Origin of the sequence: Embleya australiensis (assembly GCF_051903075.1) — a bacterium.
Taxonomy (GTDB): domain Bacteria; phylum Actinomycetota; class Actinomycetes; order Streptomycetales; family Streptomycetaceae; genus Embleya.
On sequence record NZ_CP182422.1, the window covers coordinates 4407775 to 4425031 of the forward strand.

The 17257-nt window shown below is 71.1% G+C and carries 21 protein-coding genes; 15 read left to right on the top strand and 6 right to left on the bottom strand.

Going from position 1 to position 17257, the window contains the following annotated elements; genetic code table 11:
- Positions 1-138 precede the first annotated feature (138 nt).
- The gene (locus tag ACMXN5_RS19070; protein WP_439676275.1) at positions 139-1281 is read right to left on the bottom strand and encodes an SGNH/GDSL hydrolase family protein; all 1143 of its coding nucleotides are present in this window, start codon (positions 1279-1281) and stop codon (positions 139-141) included.
- 301 nt (positions 1282-1582) lie between these two features.
- Between ACMXN5_RS19070 and ACMXN5_RS19075 the strand changes: the two genes are divergently transcribed.
- The 6 genes from ACMXN5_RS19075 (at position 1583) to ACMXN5_RS19100 (ending at position 5573) form a co-directional block, all read left to right on the top strand.
- Positions 1583-2959 (top strand): cystathionine beta-synthase, encoded by a 1377-nt coding sequence (locus ACMXN5_RS19075; RefSeq protein ID WP_395787125.1) that lies wholly within the window; start codon positions 1583-1585, stop codon positions 2957-2959.
- 151 nt (positions 2960-3110) lie between these two features.
- The gene (locus tag ACMXN5_RS19080; RefSeq protein ID WP_439676276.1) at positions 3111-3680 is read left to right on the top strand and encodes a GNAT family N-acetyltransferase; all 570 of its coding nucleotides are present in this window, start codon (positions 3111-3113) and stop codon (positions 3678-3680) included.
- A 125-nt stretch (positions 3681-3805) separates the two neighbouring features.
- Entirely contained in the window at positions 3806-4450 is a 645-nt protein-coding gene (locus tag ACMXN5_RS19085) for a helix-turn-helix domain-containing protein (protein ID WP_439676277.1), read from the top strand.
- Positions 4451-4460: 10 nt separating this feature from the next.
- Positions 4461-4583 carry a hypothetical protein gene (locus tag ACMXN5_RS19090; protein WP_380014181.1) on the top strand — a complete coding sequence of 41 codons (123 nt, stop codon included), beginning with the start codon at positions 4461-4463 and terminating at the stop codon, positions 4581-4583.
- A gap of 93 nt (positions 4584-4676) precedes the next feature.
- Positions 4677-4997, top strand: a complete 321-nt coding sequence (locus ACMXN5_RS19095) for a hypothetical protein (RefSeq protein WP_078975846.1) — start codon at positions 4677-4679, stop codon at positions 4995-4997.
- 333 nt (positions 4998-5330) lie between these two features.
- Entirely contained in the window at positions 5331-5573 is a 243-nt protein-coding gene (locus ACMXN5_RS19100; RefSeq protein WP_395787130.1) for a chaplin, read from the top strand.
- 133 nt (positions 5574-5706) lie between these two features.
- On the opposite strand, the gene ACMXN5_RS19105 is transcribed toward ACMXN5_RS19100, so the two are convergent.
- Positions 5707-6477 (bottom strand): SDR family NAD(P)-dependent oxidoreductase, encoded by a 771-nt coding sequence (locus ACMXN5_RS19105; RefSeq protein ID WP_078975844.1) that lies wholly within the window; start codon positions 6475-6477, stop codon positions 5707-5709.
- A 243-nt stretch (positions 6478-6720) separates the two neighbouring features.
- Here ACMXN5_RS19105 and ACMXN5_RS19110 point away from each other — a divergent pair, with 243 nt between their 5' ends.
- Positions 6721-7221: an Asp23/Gls24 family envelope stress response protein gene (locus ACMXN5_RS19110; protein ID WP_439676278.1), complete on the top strand. Its 501-nt coding sequence runs from the start codon at positions 6721-6723 to the stop codon at positions 7219-7221.
- Positions 7222-7285: 64 nt separating this feature from the next.
- Here ACMXN5_RS19110 and ACMXN5_RS19115 read toward each other — a convergent pair whose 3' ends face one another.
- Complete coding sequence (locus ACMXN5_RS19115; protein ID WP_439676279.1) at positions 7286-8344, bottom strand: hypothetical protein; 1059 nt, start codon at positions 8342-8344, stop codon at positions 7286-7288.
- A 176-nt stretch (positions 8345-8520) separates the two neighbouring features.
- On the opposite strand from ACMXN5_RS19115, the gene ACMXN5_RS19120 reads away from it, so the two are divergent.
- The 6 genes from ACMXN5_RS19120 (at position 8521) to ACMXN5_RS19145 (ending at position 14484) form a co-directional block, all read left to right on the top strand.
- A complete protein-coding gene (locus ACMXN5_RS19120) occupies positions 8521-9405 on the top strand; it encodes a menaquinone biosynthetic enzyme MqnA/MqnD family protein (protein WP_395787135.1) in 885 nt (294 codons plus the stop codon).
- A 70-nt stretch (positions 9406-9475) separates the two neighbouring features.
- Positions 9476-10681 carry a cyclic dehypoxanthinyl futalosine synthase gene (gene mqnC, locus ACMXN5_RS19125; protein WP_380014196.1) on the top strand — a complete coding sequence of 402 codons (1206 nt, stop codon included), beginning with the start codon at positions 9476-9478 and terminating at the stop codon, positions 10679-10681.
- A 23-nt stretch (positions 10682-10704) separates the two neighbouring features.
- Entirely contained in the window at positions 10705-11949 is a 1245-nt protein-coding gene (locus ACMXN5_RS19130; RefSeq protein WP_439676280.1) for an amidohydrolase family protein, read from the top strand.
- A gap of 136 nt (positions 11950-12085) precedes the next feature.
- Positions 12086-12262, top strand: a complete 177-nt coding sequence (locus ACMXN5_RS19135; RefSeq protein WP_439676281.1) for a hypothetical protein — start codon at positions 12086-12088, stop codon at positions 12260-12262.
- A gap of 114 nt (positions 12263-12376) precedes the next feature.
- A complete protein-coding gene (locus ACMXN5_RS19140; RefSeq protein ID WP_439676282.1) occupies positions 12377-13078 on the top strand; it encodes a demethylmenaquinone methyltransferase in 702 nt (233 codons plus the stop codon).
- Positions 13079-13173: 95 nt separating this feature from the next.
- The gene (locus tag ACMXN5_RS19145) at positions 13174-14484 is read left to right on the top strand and encodes a geranylgeranyl reductase family protein (protein ID WP_439676283.1); all 1311 of its coding nucleotides are present in this window, start codon (positions 13174-13176) and stop codon (positions 14482-14484) included.
- Between the two features lie 52 nt (positions 14485-14536).
- Here the strand turns inward: ACMXN5_RS19145 and ACMXN5_RS19150 are convergent, their stop codons facing one another.
- Both ACMXN5_RS19150 and ACMXN5_RS19155 read right to left on the bottom strand, forming a co-directional pair.
- Positions 14537-14734 carry a DUF397 domain-containing protein gene (locus ACMXN5_RS19150; protein WP_439676284.1) on the bottom strand — a complete coding sequence of 66 codons (198 nt, stop codon included), beginning with the start codon at positions 14732-14734 and terminating at the stop codon, positions 14537-14539.
- Complete coding sequence (locus tag ACMXN5_RS19155) at positions 14713-15564, bottom strand: helix-turn-helix domain-containing protein (RefSeq protein WP_439676285.1); 852 nt, start codon at positions 15562-15564, stop codon at positions 14713-14715. Before ACMXN5_RS19155 ends, ACMXN5_RS19150 begins: the two co-directional genes overlap by 22 nt.
- Positions 15565-15694: 130 nt before the next feature.
- Here ACMXN5_RS19155 and ACMXN5_RS19160 point away from each other — a divergent pair, with 130 nt between their 5' ends.
- Positions 15695-16090, top strand: a complete 396-nt coding sequence (locus ACMXN5_RS19160; RefSeq protein WP_439676286.1) for a hypothetical protein — start codon at positions 15695-15697, stop codon at positions 16088-16090.
- Positions 16091-16251: 161 nt separating this feature from the next.
- A complete protein-coding gene (locus tag ACMXN5_RS19165; protein ID WP_439676287.1) occupies positions 16252-16536 on the top strand; it encodes a hypothetical protein in 285 nt (94 codons plus the stop codon).
- A 256-nt stretch (positions 16537-16792) separates the two neighbouring features.
- Here the strand turns inward: ACMXN5_RS19165 and ACMXN5_RS19170 are convergent, their stop codons facing one another.
- Positions 16793-17143 carry a hypothetical protein gene (locus tag ACMXN5_RS19170; protein ID WP_439676288.1) on the bottom strand — a complete coding sequence of 117 codons (351 nt, stop codon included), beginning with the start codon at positions 17141-17143 and terminating at the stop codon, positions 16793-16795.
- Positions 17144-17257 lie beyond the last annotated feature (114 nt).

The following is a 17257-nucleotide window of genomic DNA, read 5'->3' on the forward strand; positions in this document are numbered from 1 at the left end:
TCGCGGCCGTCGGTACGAGGACCCCGCGAGGACTCTCGTCGGTACGGATGCGCAACTGACGCTTGAAGTTACTGCCTGGTAGCCGAAAGCGGGAGGGGTGGATCGTGCGACCTGCCCCACGCCCGAACTGACGGCCAGTCAGATTTCCTTCGCCACATTACCCCGGACGTCCTCGAATGGGTTCGATGGATTCGACCCCGGGTCCGATGGACCCGATCCGCGGTCCGCCCCGGACCTCCCGCCGTCCGCCCCGGGCCCCTCGGCGGCCTCGGCGGGGCCCTCTGGGTCCACCGTGGCGGGCGTCGGGATCTGCTGCCGCCGACGGTGCCGAAGCAGCGCCCAGCGACCGCGCGGGCCGCGTTCGCGACCACCCACGTCGGTGCCGGCCACCTCGGTGCCGCCCTCGGCCGCCGCCTCGATCGCGGCCTGCGCGATGGGCAGCACGCCCTCGCCGCGGAAGCTGTCCGGGCGCACCTCGTCCAGCGGCCACAGGTCGAGCGCGGCGCACAATGACGGCAGCGAGGCCATCGCGGCGGTGGCGTAGCCCTCGACCGAGGGGTGGAAACGATCCGGGCCGAACATCGCCTTGGGGCGGGCCAGGAACTCCGGCCCGAGCAGCGCGCCGAGCGAGACGGTACGCCCGCCCGCCTCGACCACCGCGATGGTCTGGGCGGCGGCCAGATTGCGGCTCCACTGCCGGGCCAGGTAGCGCAGCGGCTGCGCGATCGGCTCGATCGTGCCCAGGTCGGGGCAGGTGGCCACGACCACCTCGACGCCGGAGGCGATCAGCCGGCGGGTGGCCTGTTCGAGGTGGCGCACCGACTCGGCGGGGCGCATTCGGTGGGTGACGTCGTTGGCGCCGATCATGATCATCGCCACGTCGAGCTCGTGCCGCAGGGCGAGCGTGACCTGGCGCTCCAGGTCCGAGGACTGGGCGCCGGACAGCGCGACGTTGACCAGTCGCACCGGCTGTTCGGCGACCGCGGCCAGGCCGGAGGCGAGCAGCGCGCCGGGGGTCTGCATGGGGTCCTCGACGCCGAGGCCGGCGGCGGTGGAGTCGCCGATCATGGCGAACACGATCGGCTCGTCGGGCTGGTCGCCGTACTCGCCGTACACACCGTCCGCGGTCGGCGGTTCGCCGTCGGGCTCGCCCACGGTGCGGCGGGCCATCTTCGCCTCGGTGTACAACACCGCGAACATCGCCCCGGTCAGCACGCCCACGCCGCCGCCGCCGAACGCCGCGGCGGCGGCGACCCGACGGGCCATCCGGGTGCGCATCATCGCCGTGCTCCGCGGCCTGCCGTCGTGTCCAAGGCCTCGGTCTCCTCCCCGTCACGGACTCCACGCCGACCCTAACCGACCGTCAGGTTCGTCGGCGGGTACCGGGCGGCGCGCCGGCGCGGGCGCGTTGGACCGGCCCCGCGCGGCCGTGGGTCGCGGAACGGGAACACGTGTTCGCGCCGGTCGGCCCGGCCATCCGCCCTGGAGATCGAAAGGGGCCACTAGGCTGGGAGAAGTTCGCGCAATGTGAGGATTTCGGGCCATCCGGCCCCGGCTGATGCGCACTCATGGCGGAGGTTCCGTGCGGTACCACGAATCCATGCTCGACCTGATCGGGGACACCCCCCTCGTCAAGCTCAACTCCGTCACCTCGGGGTTGTCGGCAACGGTGTTGGCGAAGGTCGAATACTTCAACCCCGGCGGCTCGGTGAAGGACCGCATCGCCGTGCGGATGATCGACGCGGCCGAGCAGTCGGGCGCGCTGCGTCCCGGCGGTGTGATCGTCGAGCCCACCTCCGGCAACACCGGCGTCGGGCTCGCCATGGTCGCGCAGCGGCGCGGATACAAGTGTGTGTTCGTCTGCCCGGACAAGGTCAGCATGGACAAGATCAACGTGATGCGGGCGTACGGGGCCGAGGTGGTGGTCTGCCCGACCGCCGTCGACCCCGAGCACCCCGACTCGTACTACAACGTCTCGGACCGACTGGTGCGCGAGACGCCCGGCGCGTGGAAGCCCGACCAGTACTCCAACCCGGAGAACCCGCAGTCGCACTACCTCTCCACCGGCCCCGAACTGTGGGAGCAGACCGACGGCCGGATCACCTGCTTCGTGGCGGGCGTCGGCACCGGCGGCACCATCTCCGGGACGGGACGGTTCCTCAAGGAGGTCTCCAACGGCGGCGTGCGGGTGGTCGGCGCCGACCCCGAGGGCTCGGTGTACTCCGGCGGCAGCGGCCGGCCGTACCTGGTCGAGGGTGTGGGTGAGGACTTCTGGCCGACCGCGTACGACAGCGCGGTGCCCGACGAGATCATCGCGGTGTCCGACCGGGACTCGTTCCTGATGACCCGTCGGCTCGCCCGCGAGGAGGGCCTGCTCGTCGGCGGCTCGTGCGGGATGGCCGTGGTCGCGGCGCTGCGCGCGGCCGAGCGGCTGGGTCCCGACGACGTGGTCGTGGTGCTGCTGCCGGACTCCGGGCGCGGCTACCTGAGCAAGATCTTCAACGACGAGTGGATGGCCGACTACGGCTTCCTGGACGCGGACCAGGGCGAGGCCACCGTGGCCGACATCCTCGCCCGCAAGCAGGGCGACCTGCCGGCGCTCGTGCATGTGCACCCGGAGGAAACGGTCGGCGACTCGATCGCGATCCTGCGCGAGTTCGGGGTCAGCCAGATGCCGGTGGTCAAGCCCGGCGCCGGGCACCCCGACGTGATGGCCGCCGAGGTGGTCGGCTCGATCGCCGAGCGCGACCTGCTGGACGCGCTGGTGGCCGGTCGGGCGTCGGCGGGCGACCCGTTGGAGAAGTTCATGTCGGCGTCGATGCCGGTGATCGGCTCCGGCGAGCCGATCGCGCGGCTCGCGCGGGTCCTCGAGCAGGCCGACGCGGCGCTGGTGCTGGTGCACGGCAAGCCGCAGGGTGTGGTCACCCGGCAGGACCTGCTCGGCCACCTGGCGGGCTGAGTCGCCCGCGTTTCGCCACCGGGGCACGACGTCATCGGATCGGTTCACCGAGGACACGTTCACGTAGTCGACGCGTAACACCGTCTCGACACCGTGGGGGTGGACGGGACGGATCACGAGGACCGTCCCGGTGGCGAAAGGCGGTGCGGTGATGGAGACGACGACTGCGGCGATTCGGGGTCGGGCCAGGCTCACCATGGTGGGCGGGGTCGGCGTGGGCGAGTGGCCCGCGCGGGTACGGGTGCGCACGGCCCGGATCGAGGACGCCGCCGAGGTCCGCGCGATGCACGAGCGGTGCTCGCCGGAGACCCGGCGATTGCGCTACTTCACCTCGACGCCGCGATTGCCGGACAGCGCCCTGGCAAAGCTGCTCGCGCCGGCCGACGGGCTGAGCCTGGTGGCGGTCGGCCCCGACGGGGCGATCGGCGCGCTGGCCACGCTGTTCCACCCCGAGGGGGAGCGGGTGGGAGAGGTGGCGCTCCTGGTCGAGGACGGGTGGCAGCGGCACGGTCTCGGCACGGCGCTGCTGCGCGCGCTGGCGGAGCACGCGGCGGCGCGCGGGGCGACCGGGCTGCGGGCGCACGTACTGCCGTGGAACCGGCGGATGCTCGCCCTGTTCGAGCGGGCCGGGCTGGTCGGCAGGTGCGGCTACGAGGACGGCGTGGTGCTGGTGGAGGCGGAGCTGCCGGCGAGGGCGCTCTCGACGGAACGGTGCGCGTAGGCCGGGGTGGCGTGCCGGGGGAGTGGTGTGCGAGGGGCGGCCGGAAGGGTGGCCTGCGGACCTGCTCATTTGCCTCTGAGGCAAGTTAATTGCCTCTCCGGTACATGCCTGCCTAGTCTCGAAGCATGGTCGCTCCTCCAAGTTACGACACCGGCGATCCCGACCCGGAACCCGCCGACCCGGAAGCCGCCGAGGTGGTGCCGACCGGGCTCGGTGATCGACTGCGCGCGGCCCGGCTGGCGAACGGCTTCAAGCTCGACGAGGCCGCCCGGCTGACCAGGCTCTCCGTCGCCTACCTCTCCCGGCTCGAACACGAGCGCCGGCAACCCTCGTTGCCCGCGCTGCTCACCCTGGCCCGGGTGTACAACACCACCGTCTCCGAACTCCTCGGCGAGGACGCCGCGGCGACCGAGCCCGTGGTCCGCGCCCGTGCGGCCGAGCCGGTCGAGGCGCACGGCTGGACCTACTGGCGCGTGGGCAGCCCGCGACGCGGCATGCAGGCACTGCGGGTCCGGGTGCCGGCGGGGCGGGCGGACGGGCCCGGCCGGGTGCATCCGGGCGAGGAGTGGCTGTACGTCCTGAGCGGGCAACTCCGGCTGACCCTGGACGGGGCGACCCACCTGCTCGCGCCCGGCGACGTGGCGCACTTCGACTCGGGCCTCGCGCACCGCATGGAATCGGCCGACGCGTACCTGCCCGTCGAGTTCCTGATGGTCCACGCGGCGCCCGCGCTGGTCGCGTTCTCGCCGTGCCTTCCCGCCCACATATGAGGAGTTCGCCGTGATGGAGAGCGAGAAGAGCCGGGCGACCGGGATGTGGATCCGGATCGCGATCTACATCCTCGGATTCTCCGTGGTCTTCGGGGCGCTGATGGTCACCGCCGTGACGTACGGCCACCGCTGAGCGCACGGGGCGCGTCGCCCCGACGCGGCGGCCCGGTGGTGCGCGGCGCGTCAGCGCGCCGGGGGTCGGTCGTGGGCCCGTAGGCTCGCGCCCATGGAAAACCCGACTTCCTCCGAGTCCACGACCCGCTACATCCGGCTCAACCTCGAAATCGTGCTCGAGGTCACCGACGCGGACGCGCTGCGCGCCGCCGCGTTGGACAGCGTCAAGGCCGACGAAGAACTCTCGTCCGGCGACCGGGCCGACGCCATGGCCGCGATCGAGAGCGACCTGGCCGAGTCCGTCTCGTACCTGATCGACCCGTTCAGCCTGGTCGAGGAGATCGCCGGCACCGAACTGAGCGAGGCCGGCTGGCAGTCCGAGGGCGCCGAGTACCTGCCCGAGGACGACGACGAGGACGACGAGGACGCCTGACGCGTCCCGGGACACCCTGTTCCGTCCGGGCCCGACCTCCGATTCCCACGTGCCCCCACCCGCGCACCGAGCCCTCCGTCCCCGCGCCCCGCAAAGCCCCGGCTTCGCGGGGCGCAGTCCGTTGCCGCTCGACCGCGTGGTGCGCCGATTGCCGCGCGTGCGCCCCTCGGGATGGGTGGTGCGCCGGCGCCCGGCACCGGCGTACGGCGTAAGCGGGCGTCCCCGTAGGGGTGAATCGGCGGCAAACCGGACGGTGGGGCGTTGCCGATCGTTGTGGGCTTCGTTGTCCCACGTGCCGCATCCGTTCGTGCGGCACTGTGACATGGAGGAAGAATGAACACGGTCAAGAAGGCGGCCTTCATCACCGTCGCCGCCGGTGGCATCCTCGCCGCGGGCATCGGTGGGGCCAGCGCCAGCTCCGAGGCGGACGGTGCCGCCGTCAACTCCCCGGGTGTCGCCTCGGGCAACAACATCCAGGTCCCGGTGCACATCCCGGTCAACCTGTGCGGCAACAGCATCAACGTCATCGGCCTGGTGAACCCGGCGTTCGGCAACGTCTGCATCAACGCCGGCTGAAACTTCGCACCATCGCGGTGGGCGCTGTACGGGGCAACCGGTCCCGGAACGGCGCCCTCTGGCGTTTTCGGGCCGGCCCCGGGTGCCGCGCGGGTCGACGCGACCCGTGCGGCACCCGGGACCGAGGTCCCGCTCAGGCGTGGGTGCCGCCGTCGATGCGCAGCGACGTGCCGGTGACGAACTTGCCGTCGTCGGAGGCGAGCGCGGCGATCATGCCGGCGATCACGTCCGGGTGGGCCATGCCGTCGCCGATGATCGGCATCAGCTTGCCGAACAGCTCCCAGTCGGCGTCCTCCGGAACCTGGTTCGGGGTGTCGTCGACGATGCCGCTGGAGATGCTGCCGGGCGCGACGTTGACCGCGCGCAGCCCCTGGCGGCTGTACTCCAGGGCGATCGCGTGGGTGAACGCGTCGATCGCGCCCTTGCTGGCCGCGTAGGCCGCCATGTACGGGTGCGCGAAGCTCGCCGAGGTCGAGCTGAAGTTGATCACCACACCGTTGCCGGTCTCAAGCAGCGCGGGCAGCGCGGCGCGGGTCATCAGGAACGTGCCGGTCAGGTTGATGGTGATGATCTGGTTCCACTTGTCGAGCGGGAAGGTGTGGGTGTGCCCCGCCCGCAGGATGCCCGCGGCGTTGACCAGCACGTCCAGGCCGCCGAACCGCTCGACGGTCTCGGCCACGCCGGTGCCGACCGCGGCCTCGTCCGACACGTCCAGCACGCCGGTGGTCAGCCGGGCGTCGAGGCCCTTCTCCGCCGCCATCGCACGGGTCTTGTCCAGCCCGTCGGCGTTGACGTCGACCGCGTGTACGGAACCCGCCTCGCTCAGCAGCCGCAGCACCGTGGCCTGGCCGATGCCCGAGCCGCCGCCGGTGACGATGATGCGCCGATCCTGGAACCGCTCCACAGTGTTTCCTCCTTGGCCGGGATGCAGGGGTCCCATCACAGGCGGTTCCCGATGCGGGAGCAAGCCTCCTGAACGGTTGGCCGGGAGTGAAATGAAACATGTTCCTGTCGCTCGACAGGAACGACGAACGGCCGATCGGATTAATTCGCCCGGATTGCGTGAGGAACCGACCGGGAAGGGGTCACACCTGTGTGAGGGGAGCCCCCACCTCTCACGAACGCGGCGAAAGACGAGGTTCCAGTCATGGCAGACGTACCCGCCCGCCCGGCGACCAAGAGCAGCACGAGCCCGGAGCGCGTCGAGCGCCCGTCGACCGGAGCCTCCGGCGCCTCGCATATGACGGAGGTGACCGCGCTGGCCACCGACCGCGGTCGTACCTCGATCGCGGACGGCGTGGTGGCCAAGGTCGCCGGGCTCGCGGCGCGCGAGATTCCGGGGGTGTACGCCCTGGGCAGCGGGGTCTCCCGGGCCTTCGCCGCGATGCGCAAGGCGGTCCCGGGCGGCCGTCCCGACGTCGCGCGCGGGGTCAGCGTCGAGGTCGGCGAGAAGCAGTGCGCGATCGACCTGAGCCTGGTCGTCGAATACGGCGCGCCGATCGCCGAGGTCGCCGCGGCGGTGCGCGACCACGTGATCGAGTCGATCGAGCGGATGACCGGCTTGGAGGTGGTCGAGGTGGACATCTCCGTGGACGACATCCACATCGAACAGGACGACGACGAGGGCTCCACGCGCAACCTGGCCTGAGCCGGGAACGCCGCGAGGGCGGGCCGGGGTTCGTCCCGGGTCCGCCCTCGCCGCCTCGGCGCGGTCAGCGCCGCCGACCGCGCATGCCCAGCCCGACGGCGCCCACCACGATCATCACGATCGAGGCCGCGAACACCGACCAGGACATCGTGTCCAGCGAGTCGGTGAACACGCCGTAGACGGCCTCGATGCCGTCCCGGTTCAGCGTGTTGCGGGCGGCCAGCTCGTCGGCGACCGGACCGCTCGCGGCGTTGACCAGGATCAACAGCAGGCCGCTGGTGACGAACAGCCCGACGCCGGTCATCACCAGCGCGCGGAACCGGTTGACCGCGACCGCCAAGCCGAGCACCAGCAGTACGAGGGTCAGGATCGGCAACCACCGACCCGCGTCGTCCACCGCCTGAAGCGCGTCCCGACTCTGCTTGGCGTCGGAAGCGTGCGGCAGTTGCGCGAGGTCGATCGGGATGCTGGTGGGCAGGCCCGCCTTGGAGACCGGGATCCCGGCCTTGTTCAACTGGCCCACGATCGCGTCGACCGGGCTCTTCAGGTTGACCACGACCTCGTCGCCGTTGGTCTGCACGTTCTTGCTGTCCCGGCCGAGCAGCGAGGACAACACCACGTCGTGCGCCGTGGAGACGCCGTCCTTCCAGACCGCCTTGAACGTCGGCTTCGCGATCTCCTCGGTCACCGCCGTCTGCACCACCTGGCGCGGCACCTGATTGCGGACTCCGGGCGGCAGTTGCCGGATCACCTCGTCGGTCATCAGCCGCGCGACCTCGCCGCGGATCGCCGACTCGTCGATCAGCTCGACCGCGTTGTCCGTGAACCCCTGGTCGGATACCACCTCCCAGCGCAACCACAGCGCCGACAGGGCCGGGATCGACAACAGCACGGCCAGCACCAGGCTGATCCCGGCGACGGTGCCGCGCAGCGCGCCGAACGCGGGTCGGGCGGGTTGTGGTCGCGGCGGCGCGCCGTGGCCGCCGCCGGGCGCGCCCGGACCGCCGGGGCGGTACCCACCACCCGGGTCGTATGGCGGTGGCGCCGGTGTGGCCGCGTAGGGCGGGGGCGGGGGCGGGTAGCCGCCACCCTGGCCCGGATACGAGCCCGGGGACGAGTGCATCGCGCTTCCTCCGTCGTAGTCGGCGGACCGCCGTGCGGTTCGGCCCGGTCCCGGAAGGGTCTCACCCGCTTCCCGCTGCCACTGCCTCATGTCCCGTCTTGTGCCTGTTCGGTGACACCGCGGATACCGGCCGGGTCGATACCGGTGATCCGCGGAGCCGGGCATAGCCTGCGGGGATGGACAGTGTGGACAACGCACCGCAAGCCGGCCGCCGGCGACCCCGGGTGGGCCATATCCAGTACCTGAACTGCCTGCCCATCTACTGGGGCCTGGCCCGCACGGGCACGCTGGTGGATCTGGAGCTCACCAAGGACACTCCGGACAACCTCAACGACGCCCTGGTGCGCGGCGACCTCGACATCGCGCCGATCAGCGTCGTCGAATACCTGCGGCACGCGGACGACCTCGTGGTGCTCCCGGACATCGCGGTGGCCGCCGACGGGCCCGTGATGTCGGTCATGCTGATCAGCCAGGTGCCGATCGAGGAACTGGACGGTTCCCGGGTCGCGCTGGGCTCGCAGAGCCGCACCGGGGTCCGGCTGGCCCGGCTGCTGCTCGAGGAGAAGTACGGCGTACGGCCGAAGTTCTTCACCTCGGCGCCCGACCTGGGCCTGATGATGCAGGAGGCGGACGCCGCCGTGGTGATCGGCGACGTCGCGTTGCGTGCGACGCTCTACGACGCGCCGCGCCTGGGCCTGAAGGTCTACGACCTGGCCGAGGAGTGGAAGCAGTGGACCGGACTGCCGTTCGTATTCGCGGTGTGGGCCGCACGCCGCGACTTCCTGGCCGCGCATCCCGCCGAGGTGCGCGAGGTGCACCGGGCCTTCCTGGAGTCGCGCGACCTGTGCATGCGCGAGGTGGACAAGGTCTGCGAGCACGTGGCCCGGTGGGAGGCGTTCGACGCGGCCACGCTGGAGCGCTACTACACCGAGGCGCTCGACTACTCGCTGGGCGCGCGCCACCTGGCCGGGATCGCCGAGTTCGCCCGCCGTACCTCGCACGACACCGGGTATCCGGCCGACGTTCGGGTGCGGCTGCTCGACGCCCCGCAGGCTCCGTGAGCGCGCCGGATAGGCTCGTTCGCGAGTCGCAGTCGTTCCACTCGTATTCGTTCCATGCGGAGGCTTCCCCGTGATCAGCGATCTCCAGCCGGTCCTGGACCGGGCCGCCGACGGTGGGCGGATCACGCCCGAAGAGGCACTCGCGCTGTACGTCCACGCGCCGCTGCACGCGCTGGGTCGAGCCGCCGACGCCGCCCGCCGCAAGCGCTACGCGGACACCGTCGACATCGCGACGTACATCATCGAGCGCAACATCAACTACACGAACGTGTGCGTCACCGCGTGCAAGTTCTGTGCCTTCTACGCCCCGCCCAAGAGCGAGAAGGGCTGGGTCCGGGAGATCGACGACATCCTGCGCCGGTGCGCGGAGACGGTCGAACTCGGCGGCACCCAGATCATGTTCCAGGGCGGGCACCACCCCGACTTCGGCGTCGAGTACTACGAGCGCTCGTTCGCCGCGATCAAGGCCGAGTTCCCGCAGCTGGTGATCCACTCGCTCGGCGCGTCCGAGGTCGCGCACATGGCCAAGGTGTCCGGGGTGGGCATCGAGGAGGCCATCTCGCGGATCCACGCGGCGGGCCTCGACTCGTTCGCGGGCGCCGGCGCCGAACTGCTCCCGGAGCGCCCGCGCACCGCGATCGCCCCGCTCAAGGAGTCGGGCGAGCGCTGGCTGGAGATCATGGAGACCGCGCACGGCCTGGGCGTCGAGTCCACCTCGACGATGCTGATGGGCACCGGCGAGACCAACGCCGAGCGGATCGAGCACCTGCGGATGATCCGTGACGTGCAGGACCGCACCGGCGGCTTCCGGGCCTTCATCCCGTACACCTACCAGCCGGAGAACAACCACCTGAAGGGGCGCACCCAGGCCACCCTGCTCGAATACCTGCGCCTGATCGCGGTCGCCCGGCTGTTCCTGCACAACGTCGCGCACATCCAGGGCTCGTGGCTGACCACGGGCAAGGAGGCCGGCCAGCTGACCCTGCACTACGGCGCGGACGACCTGGGCTCGGTCATGCTGGAGGAGAACGTGGTCTCCTCCGCCGGCGCCAAGCACCGCTCGAACCGGATGGAACTGCTGCACCTGATCCGCGCCGCCGGGCGCGTCCCCGCGCAGCGCGACACCACGTACAACCACCTGATCGTGCACGACGACCCGGCGAACGACCCGGTCGACGACAAGGTGATCTCCCACCTGTCCTCCACCGCCATCCCCGGCGGCACCGCCCGCCCCGAGCCGCCTCGCACACAGCTGAAGGTGGTCGACGCGCGCTGAGCCCGGCTTGGCAGGATGGGCGCATGTCGTTGACGTTGCATGTTGCGCCCGTTGTCCTGTCGATGGTCGACGCGGAGCCCATTCGTGACGGTGCCGTGCTCGTGGAGGACGAGCGCATCGTCGCGGTGGGGCCGCGGGCCGAGTTGGTCGCGGAGGGGGCGCGGGAGCGGGTCTGGCGCGGGGTGCTCACCCCGGGTCTGGTGAACGCGCACGCGCACCTCCAGTACACCGACTTCGGCGATCTCGCGTTGTCCGGGCTGGCGTTCCCGGAGTGGATCCGGCTGCTGACCGAGCGGCGGGCCGACTTCTCCGAGGTGATGTGGCAGGAGAGTGCCCGCCGCGGGGTGCACCACATGTTGCGCTCGGGGACCACGGCGGCGGCGGATGTGGTCACCGACCCATGTGTCCTGGTGCCGGTGGGCCGGTCCGGTCTGCGCGGGATCAGCTACGTCGAGGTGATCGCGGACGACGCGATGTGGACGGGCGGGCGCCGTGAGGCGTTCCTCGACACGCTGCGCGGGGCGAGCGGCGGGCGCGCGTTGGGCGTGTCGCCGCACACCCCGTTCACGGTCGGGACGGCCGTATTCGCGGAGTGCGTGAAGATCGCCCGCGAGCGCGGGCTGCGGCTGCACCCGCACCTGGCGGAGACCTCGCACGAGGTGGAGTTCGTCCGGCACGGCACCGGCCGGTTCGCCGAGGCGAATCGCGCGATGGGGCTGGCCCTGGAACTGCTCGACGGCGGCAGCGGCGGCAGCCCCGCGACCTACCTGGACGGCTTCGCCGGGCTCGGGCCGGACGTGCACGTCGCGCACGGCGTGCACCTGGGGGCGCAGGACCGGGCGCTGCTGCGCGGGCACGGTACGGCCGTCGCCCTGTGCGTGCGCTCCAACGCGATCCTGGCGGCGGGCGAGGCGCCGGTGGCGGATTACCTGACCGAGGGCTCGCCGCTGGCCCTGGGCACCGACTCGCTGGCCTCCTCGCCGTCCCTGGACATGTGGGAGGAGGCGGCGGCGGCCCGCGAGGTCGCGGTGCGGCAGGGATACCGCGCGGACGACCTGGACCGGCGCCTGGTCGAGGCGGTCACGGTCGGCGGCGCGGCGGCGATGGGCGGCCTGGACGGGGCGGGCACGCTGCGCCCGGGCGGCCTCGCCGACCTCGCGGTGTTCGACGTGCCGACCGAGGGCGACCCGTACGCGGCCCTGCTCGCCCACGGCACCGGCTCGTGCGTGGCCACCGTGCTCGGCGGCCGGCTCGTGCACCGCCGCTGACGGGCGGCGGCGCGGATCGTTCGGGGCCCGATCAGGCATGGCCGGCCGAACCCGGGGCAGGCGCCCGGTCGACAAGACAGGGTTTCCCGACCACTTCCGACGCGGGCGCCGCCCGTGCGGAACGAGGAGGCACACCATGTCCGTTGGTACGCGAATCCGGTCCCTCGTCCATGCCGTGACCCCGCACCGCAGGCGCCGCCGCACCGGTCGTGGTCGCGGCGGTGGCGTCGGTGTCGGCGTGCGCATCGGCCGGATCGGCGGCGGGGTCAAGGTCGGCCGGCGCCGCGCCGGCGGCCGGGCCGGGCGTCGCTGAGCGCCGCACGCCGACACGAGTCCACCGGGCGGGTCGCACGCTCCACGCGACCCGCCCGGTGCGTTGCCCGCCCCCAGGACCCGGGTACGGCCCCGGCCGCGAGATGATGGCCGGGTGACCCGAGCCTCCCTGGACAAACAACCGCGTGAAGTCGCGTCGATGTTCGACGCGGTCGCGGCGCGCTACGACCTGACCAACACCGTGCTGTCGATGGGCCAGGACCGGTCCTGGCGCAAAGCCGTCGCGCGGGCCGTGGACGCGCGCCCGGGTGAGCGCGTCCTCGACCTGGCGGCCGGCACCGGCACCTCCTCGCTGCCCTTCCGGGACGCGGGCGCGGAGGTGGTCCCGTGCGACTTCTCCGTGGGCATGCTGCGCGAGGGCAAGCGCCGGCACCCCGAATTGCCGTTCACCGCGGGCGACGCGACCCGGTTGCCGTTTCGGGACGCCACGTTCGACGCGGTGACCATCTCCTTCGGGCTGCGCAACGTCAACGACACCGAGGGCGCGCTGCGCGAGATGTTGCGGGTGACCCGGCCGGGCGGGCGCCTGGTGGTCTGCGAGTTCAGCCGGCCCACGTGGCCTCCGTTCGAGACGGTCTACGTGGAGTACCTGATGCGCGCGCTGCCGTCGGTGGCCACCGCCGTGAGCAGCAACCCGGACGCGTACGTCTATCTGGCCGAATCCATCCGCGCCTGGCCCGACCAGGCCGGACTGGCCGCGATCGTGCGCCGGGCCGGCTGGGAGCGGGCGGCGTGGCGCAACCTCACCGGCGGCGTGGTCGCGCTGCACCGGGGCTTTCGACCCACCACCGGATGACCGCGGGCCGGTTCCCGGCCCGCTGCTCATAGACTTGTCCGGCCGGAACCGTCCCGGTTTCGGCACTGCCGCAGAGACTTCCAGGGGAGTCGTCCGTGACCGACGCAGCGCCCGTCACAACCACCAAGCGCGCCGACTCGACGCATGAGGCCGACGTCATCGTGGTCGGGGCCGGTCCGGCCGGATCGACCACGGCGTATCACCTGGCCAAGTCCGGCGTGAGCGTGATCCTGTTGGAGAAGACCGCGTTTCCCCGGGAGAAGGTCTGCGGCGACGGGCTCACCCCGCGCGCGGTCAAGCAGTTGATCGGGATGGGCGTGGACACCTCGGTCGAGGCCGGGTGGCTGCCCAACAAGGGCCTGCGCATCCTCGGCGGTGGCATGCGGCTCGAACTGGACTGGCCGGATCTGGCCAGCTTCCCGGCGCACGGACTGGTCCGCAAGCGGGCCGACTTCGACGAGATCCTGGCCCGCCAGGCGGCGGCAGCGGGCGCGAAGCTGTACGAGCGTGCCAACGTCACCGGCCCGATCCTGGACGAGCGCACCGGACGCATCGTCGGCGTCAACGCGCGGATGAACGGTTCGAAGGAGGAGACCGTCTTCCGCGCGCCGATCGTGGTCGCTGCCGACGGCAACTCGACCCGGCTGTCCCTCGCGATGGGCCTGCACCGGCGCGAGGACCGCCCGATGGGCGTAGCGGTCCGCACCTACTTCACCTCCCCGCGCAGCGACGACGACTACCTGGAGTCGTGGCTGGAGCTGTGGGACCGCCGCGACGCCCAGGAGAAGCTGCTGCCCGGCTACGGCTGGGTGTTCGGCATGGGCGACGGCACCTCGAACGTGGGCCTGGGTCTGCTCAACACCTCGGCGGCGTTCAAGGACATCGACTACCGCGACCTGCTCAAGGGCTGGGTCTCGGGCATGCCCGAGGACTGGGGCTACACCGACGAGAACCAGCAGGGTCCGATCCGCGGCGCGGCGCTGCCGATGGGCTTCAACCGCCAACCGCACTACACCAAGGGCCTGTTGCTGGTCGGCGACGCGGGCGGGATGGTCAACCCGTTCAACGGCGAGGGCATCGCGTACGCGATGGAGTCCGGCGAGATCGCGGCCCAGGTGATCACCCAGGCGGTGGCCCGCCTCACCCCCGAGGGCCGCGAGCGGGCGCTGCACGACTACCCGCGCATCCTCAAGCAGACCTACGGCGGCTACTACACGCTCGGCCGGGTCTTCGTGAAGCTGATCGGCGACCCGAGGGTGATGAACTTCGCCACCAAGCACGGCCTGCCGCACCCGATGCTGATGAAGTTCGTGCTCAAGATGCTCGCCAACCTGACCGACCCCAGGGGTGGCGACGCGATGGACCGCATCATCAACGGCATGGCCCGCATCGCCCCGGCCGCGTAGCCGTGCGAGGCCCCGCCGGCTCGACTTCGGGCGGGCGGGGCCACCGTTGCACTCAGCCGCGCAACGAGTCGGTGAGCGCCGCCCACGAGGCCGCGCCGACTACGAGATGGCCGATCGTGCGGGCCCTGCTGTCACGGACGGGGACGATGCCCGCAAAGTTGCCGCCCACCTCCACACATGCACCCCCATCGGAGTTGGTGTAGGTGGACTTGCGCCAGACAGCAGCGGTCAGTTGGGAGGGTGTGAGCACTCTTCATACTCCTTGATCGCCGCTCGGACCATGTCCGCCGACTCCCTCGGAGAAAGGGCGTAGGCGCCGACTCGATCGTAGGCCCGTTTGCGCTGGGTGACGATGTCCGAGTCTTCGATAATCAGTCCACTCGCGTTGCCTTCGAGGTAGACGAGTGATGTGCCATCGGCTAGATCGATATTGATTTGCGTGGCTTCGTGGAGCCCGAAAGGGCCGCGTTTCAACGGAAAAATCCGGATGTTGCCATGCTGGTGGTCCATGTTCCCAAGCAGAACGGTGAGCTGTTCGATCATGGTCTCGGCCGGGCCCATCCATCGGCGCAGCACGGACTCGTCAAGGATCGCCGTGAAATAGGCGGGTGGCTTCCTGTCGAAAATCGCGCGGCGATCCCGGCGGGCCTCAACCAACGCCGTGATCTCGTCTTCGGTTGCGCCAGGAATGCCCTCACGGAACAGTGCTTGCGCATAGGCCGGGGTCTGAAGCAGTCCCGGGATGCGGAGCCCGGCCCATTCGCTGAGCGCCTTGGCCTCGCGCTCCAACGTCATGTAGTCGAGGTAGCGATCCGGGAACGGCACGTTCCGCAGCATCTCGAATAGCGCAGTGAACAGGCCGTTTGTGCCGAACACCGCATCGAGCTTGGGGCACAGTTCTTCCGGCACTCGGCTGTCGCCCGTCTCGAACCTCGACATCGACGACTTGCTGTAGCCGACGATGTCGGCCAATTCCGTTACCGACAGCCCTGCTCGTGATCGGTGCTCTCTGATTTGCGCCGCCATGCGCTGCCGTGGCGACCCGTCGGTCGGGTTGCTTGGATGTTCCTGAAATCGCACGTATGTTCCCCCGGTTTGTTCCAATTGAGCTCGCAACGGGAGGTCACTCCAAAGGTTAGGCACGCCGGCCGATGCTGTCAGGGAGTGGCCGAAAAACGACTGACGGCAACGAGAGGCGAGAGGCGTGCCGATGACCGTGACGAGACAACAACCGCCCACCGAAGCCGACTTGCGGCTCCGCATGGCGGGTGGTGAGGTGCGGGTGCGGGATGCCCGGAGTCGGTATGTGGGGACGCTCTACCGCGTGGCCTGCGGCCATGTCGTGGCGCTCACCGCCAACTCCCAGGCGACCTACACCATTCCGCTCGCGCACCTCGAAGTGGTGGACGACGAGGCCGGCTCGCCCGGGCTCACCGCGCCCGAGCCGGCGAAGCCGGAGGCGGCTCGGCCCGGCCGGATCGTGGCGGCCCAACCCCTCGTGGACGAGCCGTCTCGAACCAAGGCGCAACACCTGTTCCGCGACGGGTCGATCACGTGGCGCATGCCGCCCGACGGCATGGACCCCAGTCGACCGCCCACCCCCTGATCGGCCGCACCGCCCCCACTGGCCTGGCCGGCGGTGCGGTCCCGCCACCCGACGCCTCCCGAGGCGGCCGGGCGAAGCCGACCGGCGCGGAGCGCTCCCCGCGCCGGTCGGCCACGAAGCGACGCGTTCCCCATCCCCGCCCACGAAAGGGATACCCCGCCATGCCCGAACCCGCCGAGATCGGCCAAAAGGTCAAGCACCGGGACGCCCGTCTGCGACCGACCCACCCGCCCGGCGTGATCGAGCACGTCGACGCGGCCACCGCCCGGGTGCGCGTCCAACCCTTCGACCCGGCCCGCCCCGCCTGGACCGCCGACCTCGCCGCCGTGGAGCCGGACGACGCCATCTGGTACCCGACCGACGGAGCCCCACCCGCCAAAACCGCCCCGTTCCCGATTCCCCCCGGCGCCCGAGCCCCACGCGTCTGGGGCTGCTACCGCCGCTGATCCCGGGCCATGTGAGCCCCGACTCCCTCGTGTGTCGCGAGTACAGAGCCGCCTCGCGCGTGCTCAGGTTCCGTAGACGCGGACCACGGTGACCAAGAGGACGTCATTCGATACCTGGGATCCGACCACCACCGAACCGCACGTCACCTCTCGCCGGTCCCTGTGCCAGGTCTGCGACGAGCCGCACCCGTACGGGTCCAGACATACGCGGGCCATGCCCCTGTCCGGGTCGCCGCGCTGCGACGTCGTGAGTTGGCTACGTACCGTCTCGCAGTCGTGCGAGTACCTCAGCCTGCACGACACTCGGATCCTCCCCCATGATGACGCGGTCGCCCGCTTCCCTGGTGATCGCCTCCACGCGGTCGTGCTCGCGTTCGGTGGCCTCGTCGATTTCCGGTCGCGTCCGGCGCGACCAGCGGTTCATGATCAGGAGCATGTCCCGCGCGGGCGTGTCCTCGACCACCCTGGTGAACTCGTCGCGCTGATCGGTCGGAAGGGCTTCGCGGATGCTCGCGATCGTGGCCGGCGTCTCGATCCGTTCACCGTCGACCACGGTCCAAAAGGTCCGTCCGTCGGGCTCCGGCCCGTCTTCGGGCTGCTCGTCCATGGACTTCCTTCGGTGTGTCATGACGTGACTACATACAGTGTGCGTCGGGGTGGGTCGTTCCGTGAAGGGCCTGGTGGAATCTGCCATGCAAGGGAGCGGCGGTCGGGTTGCGGA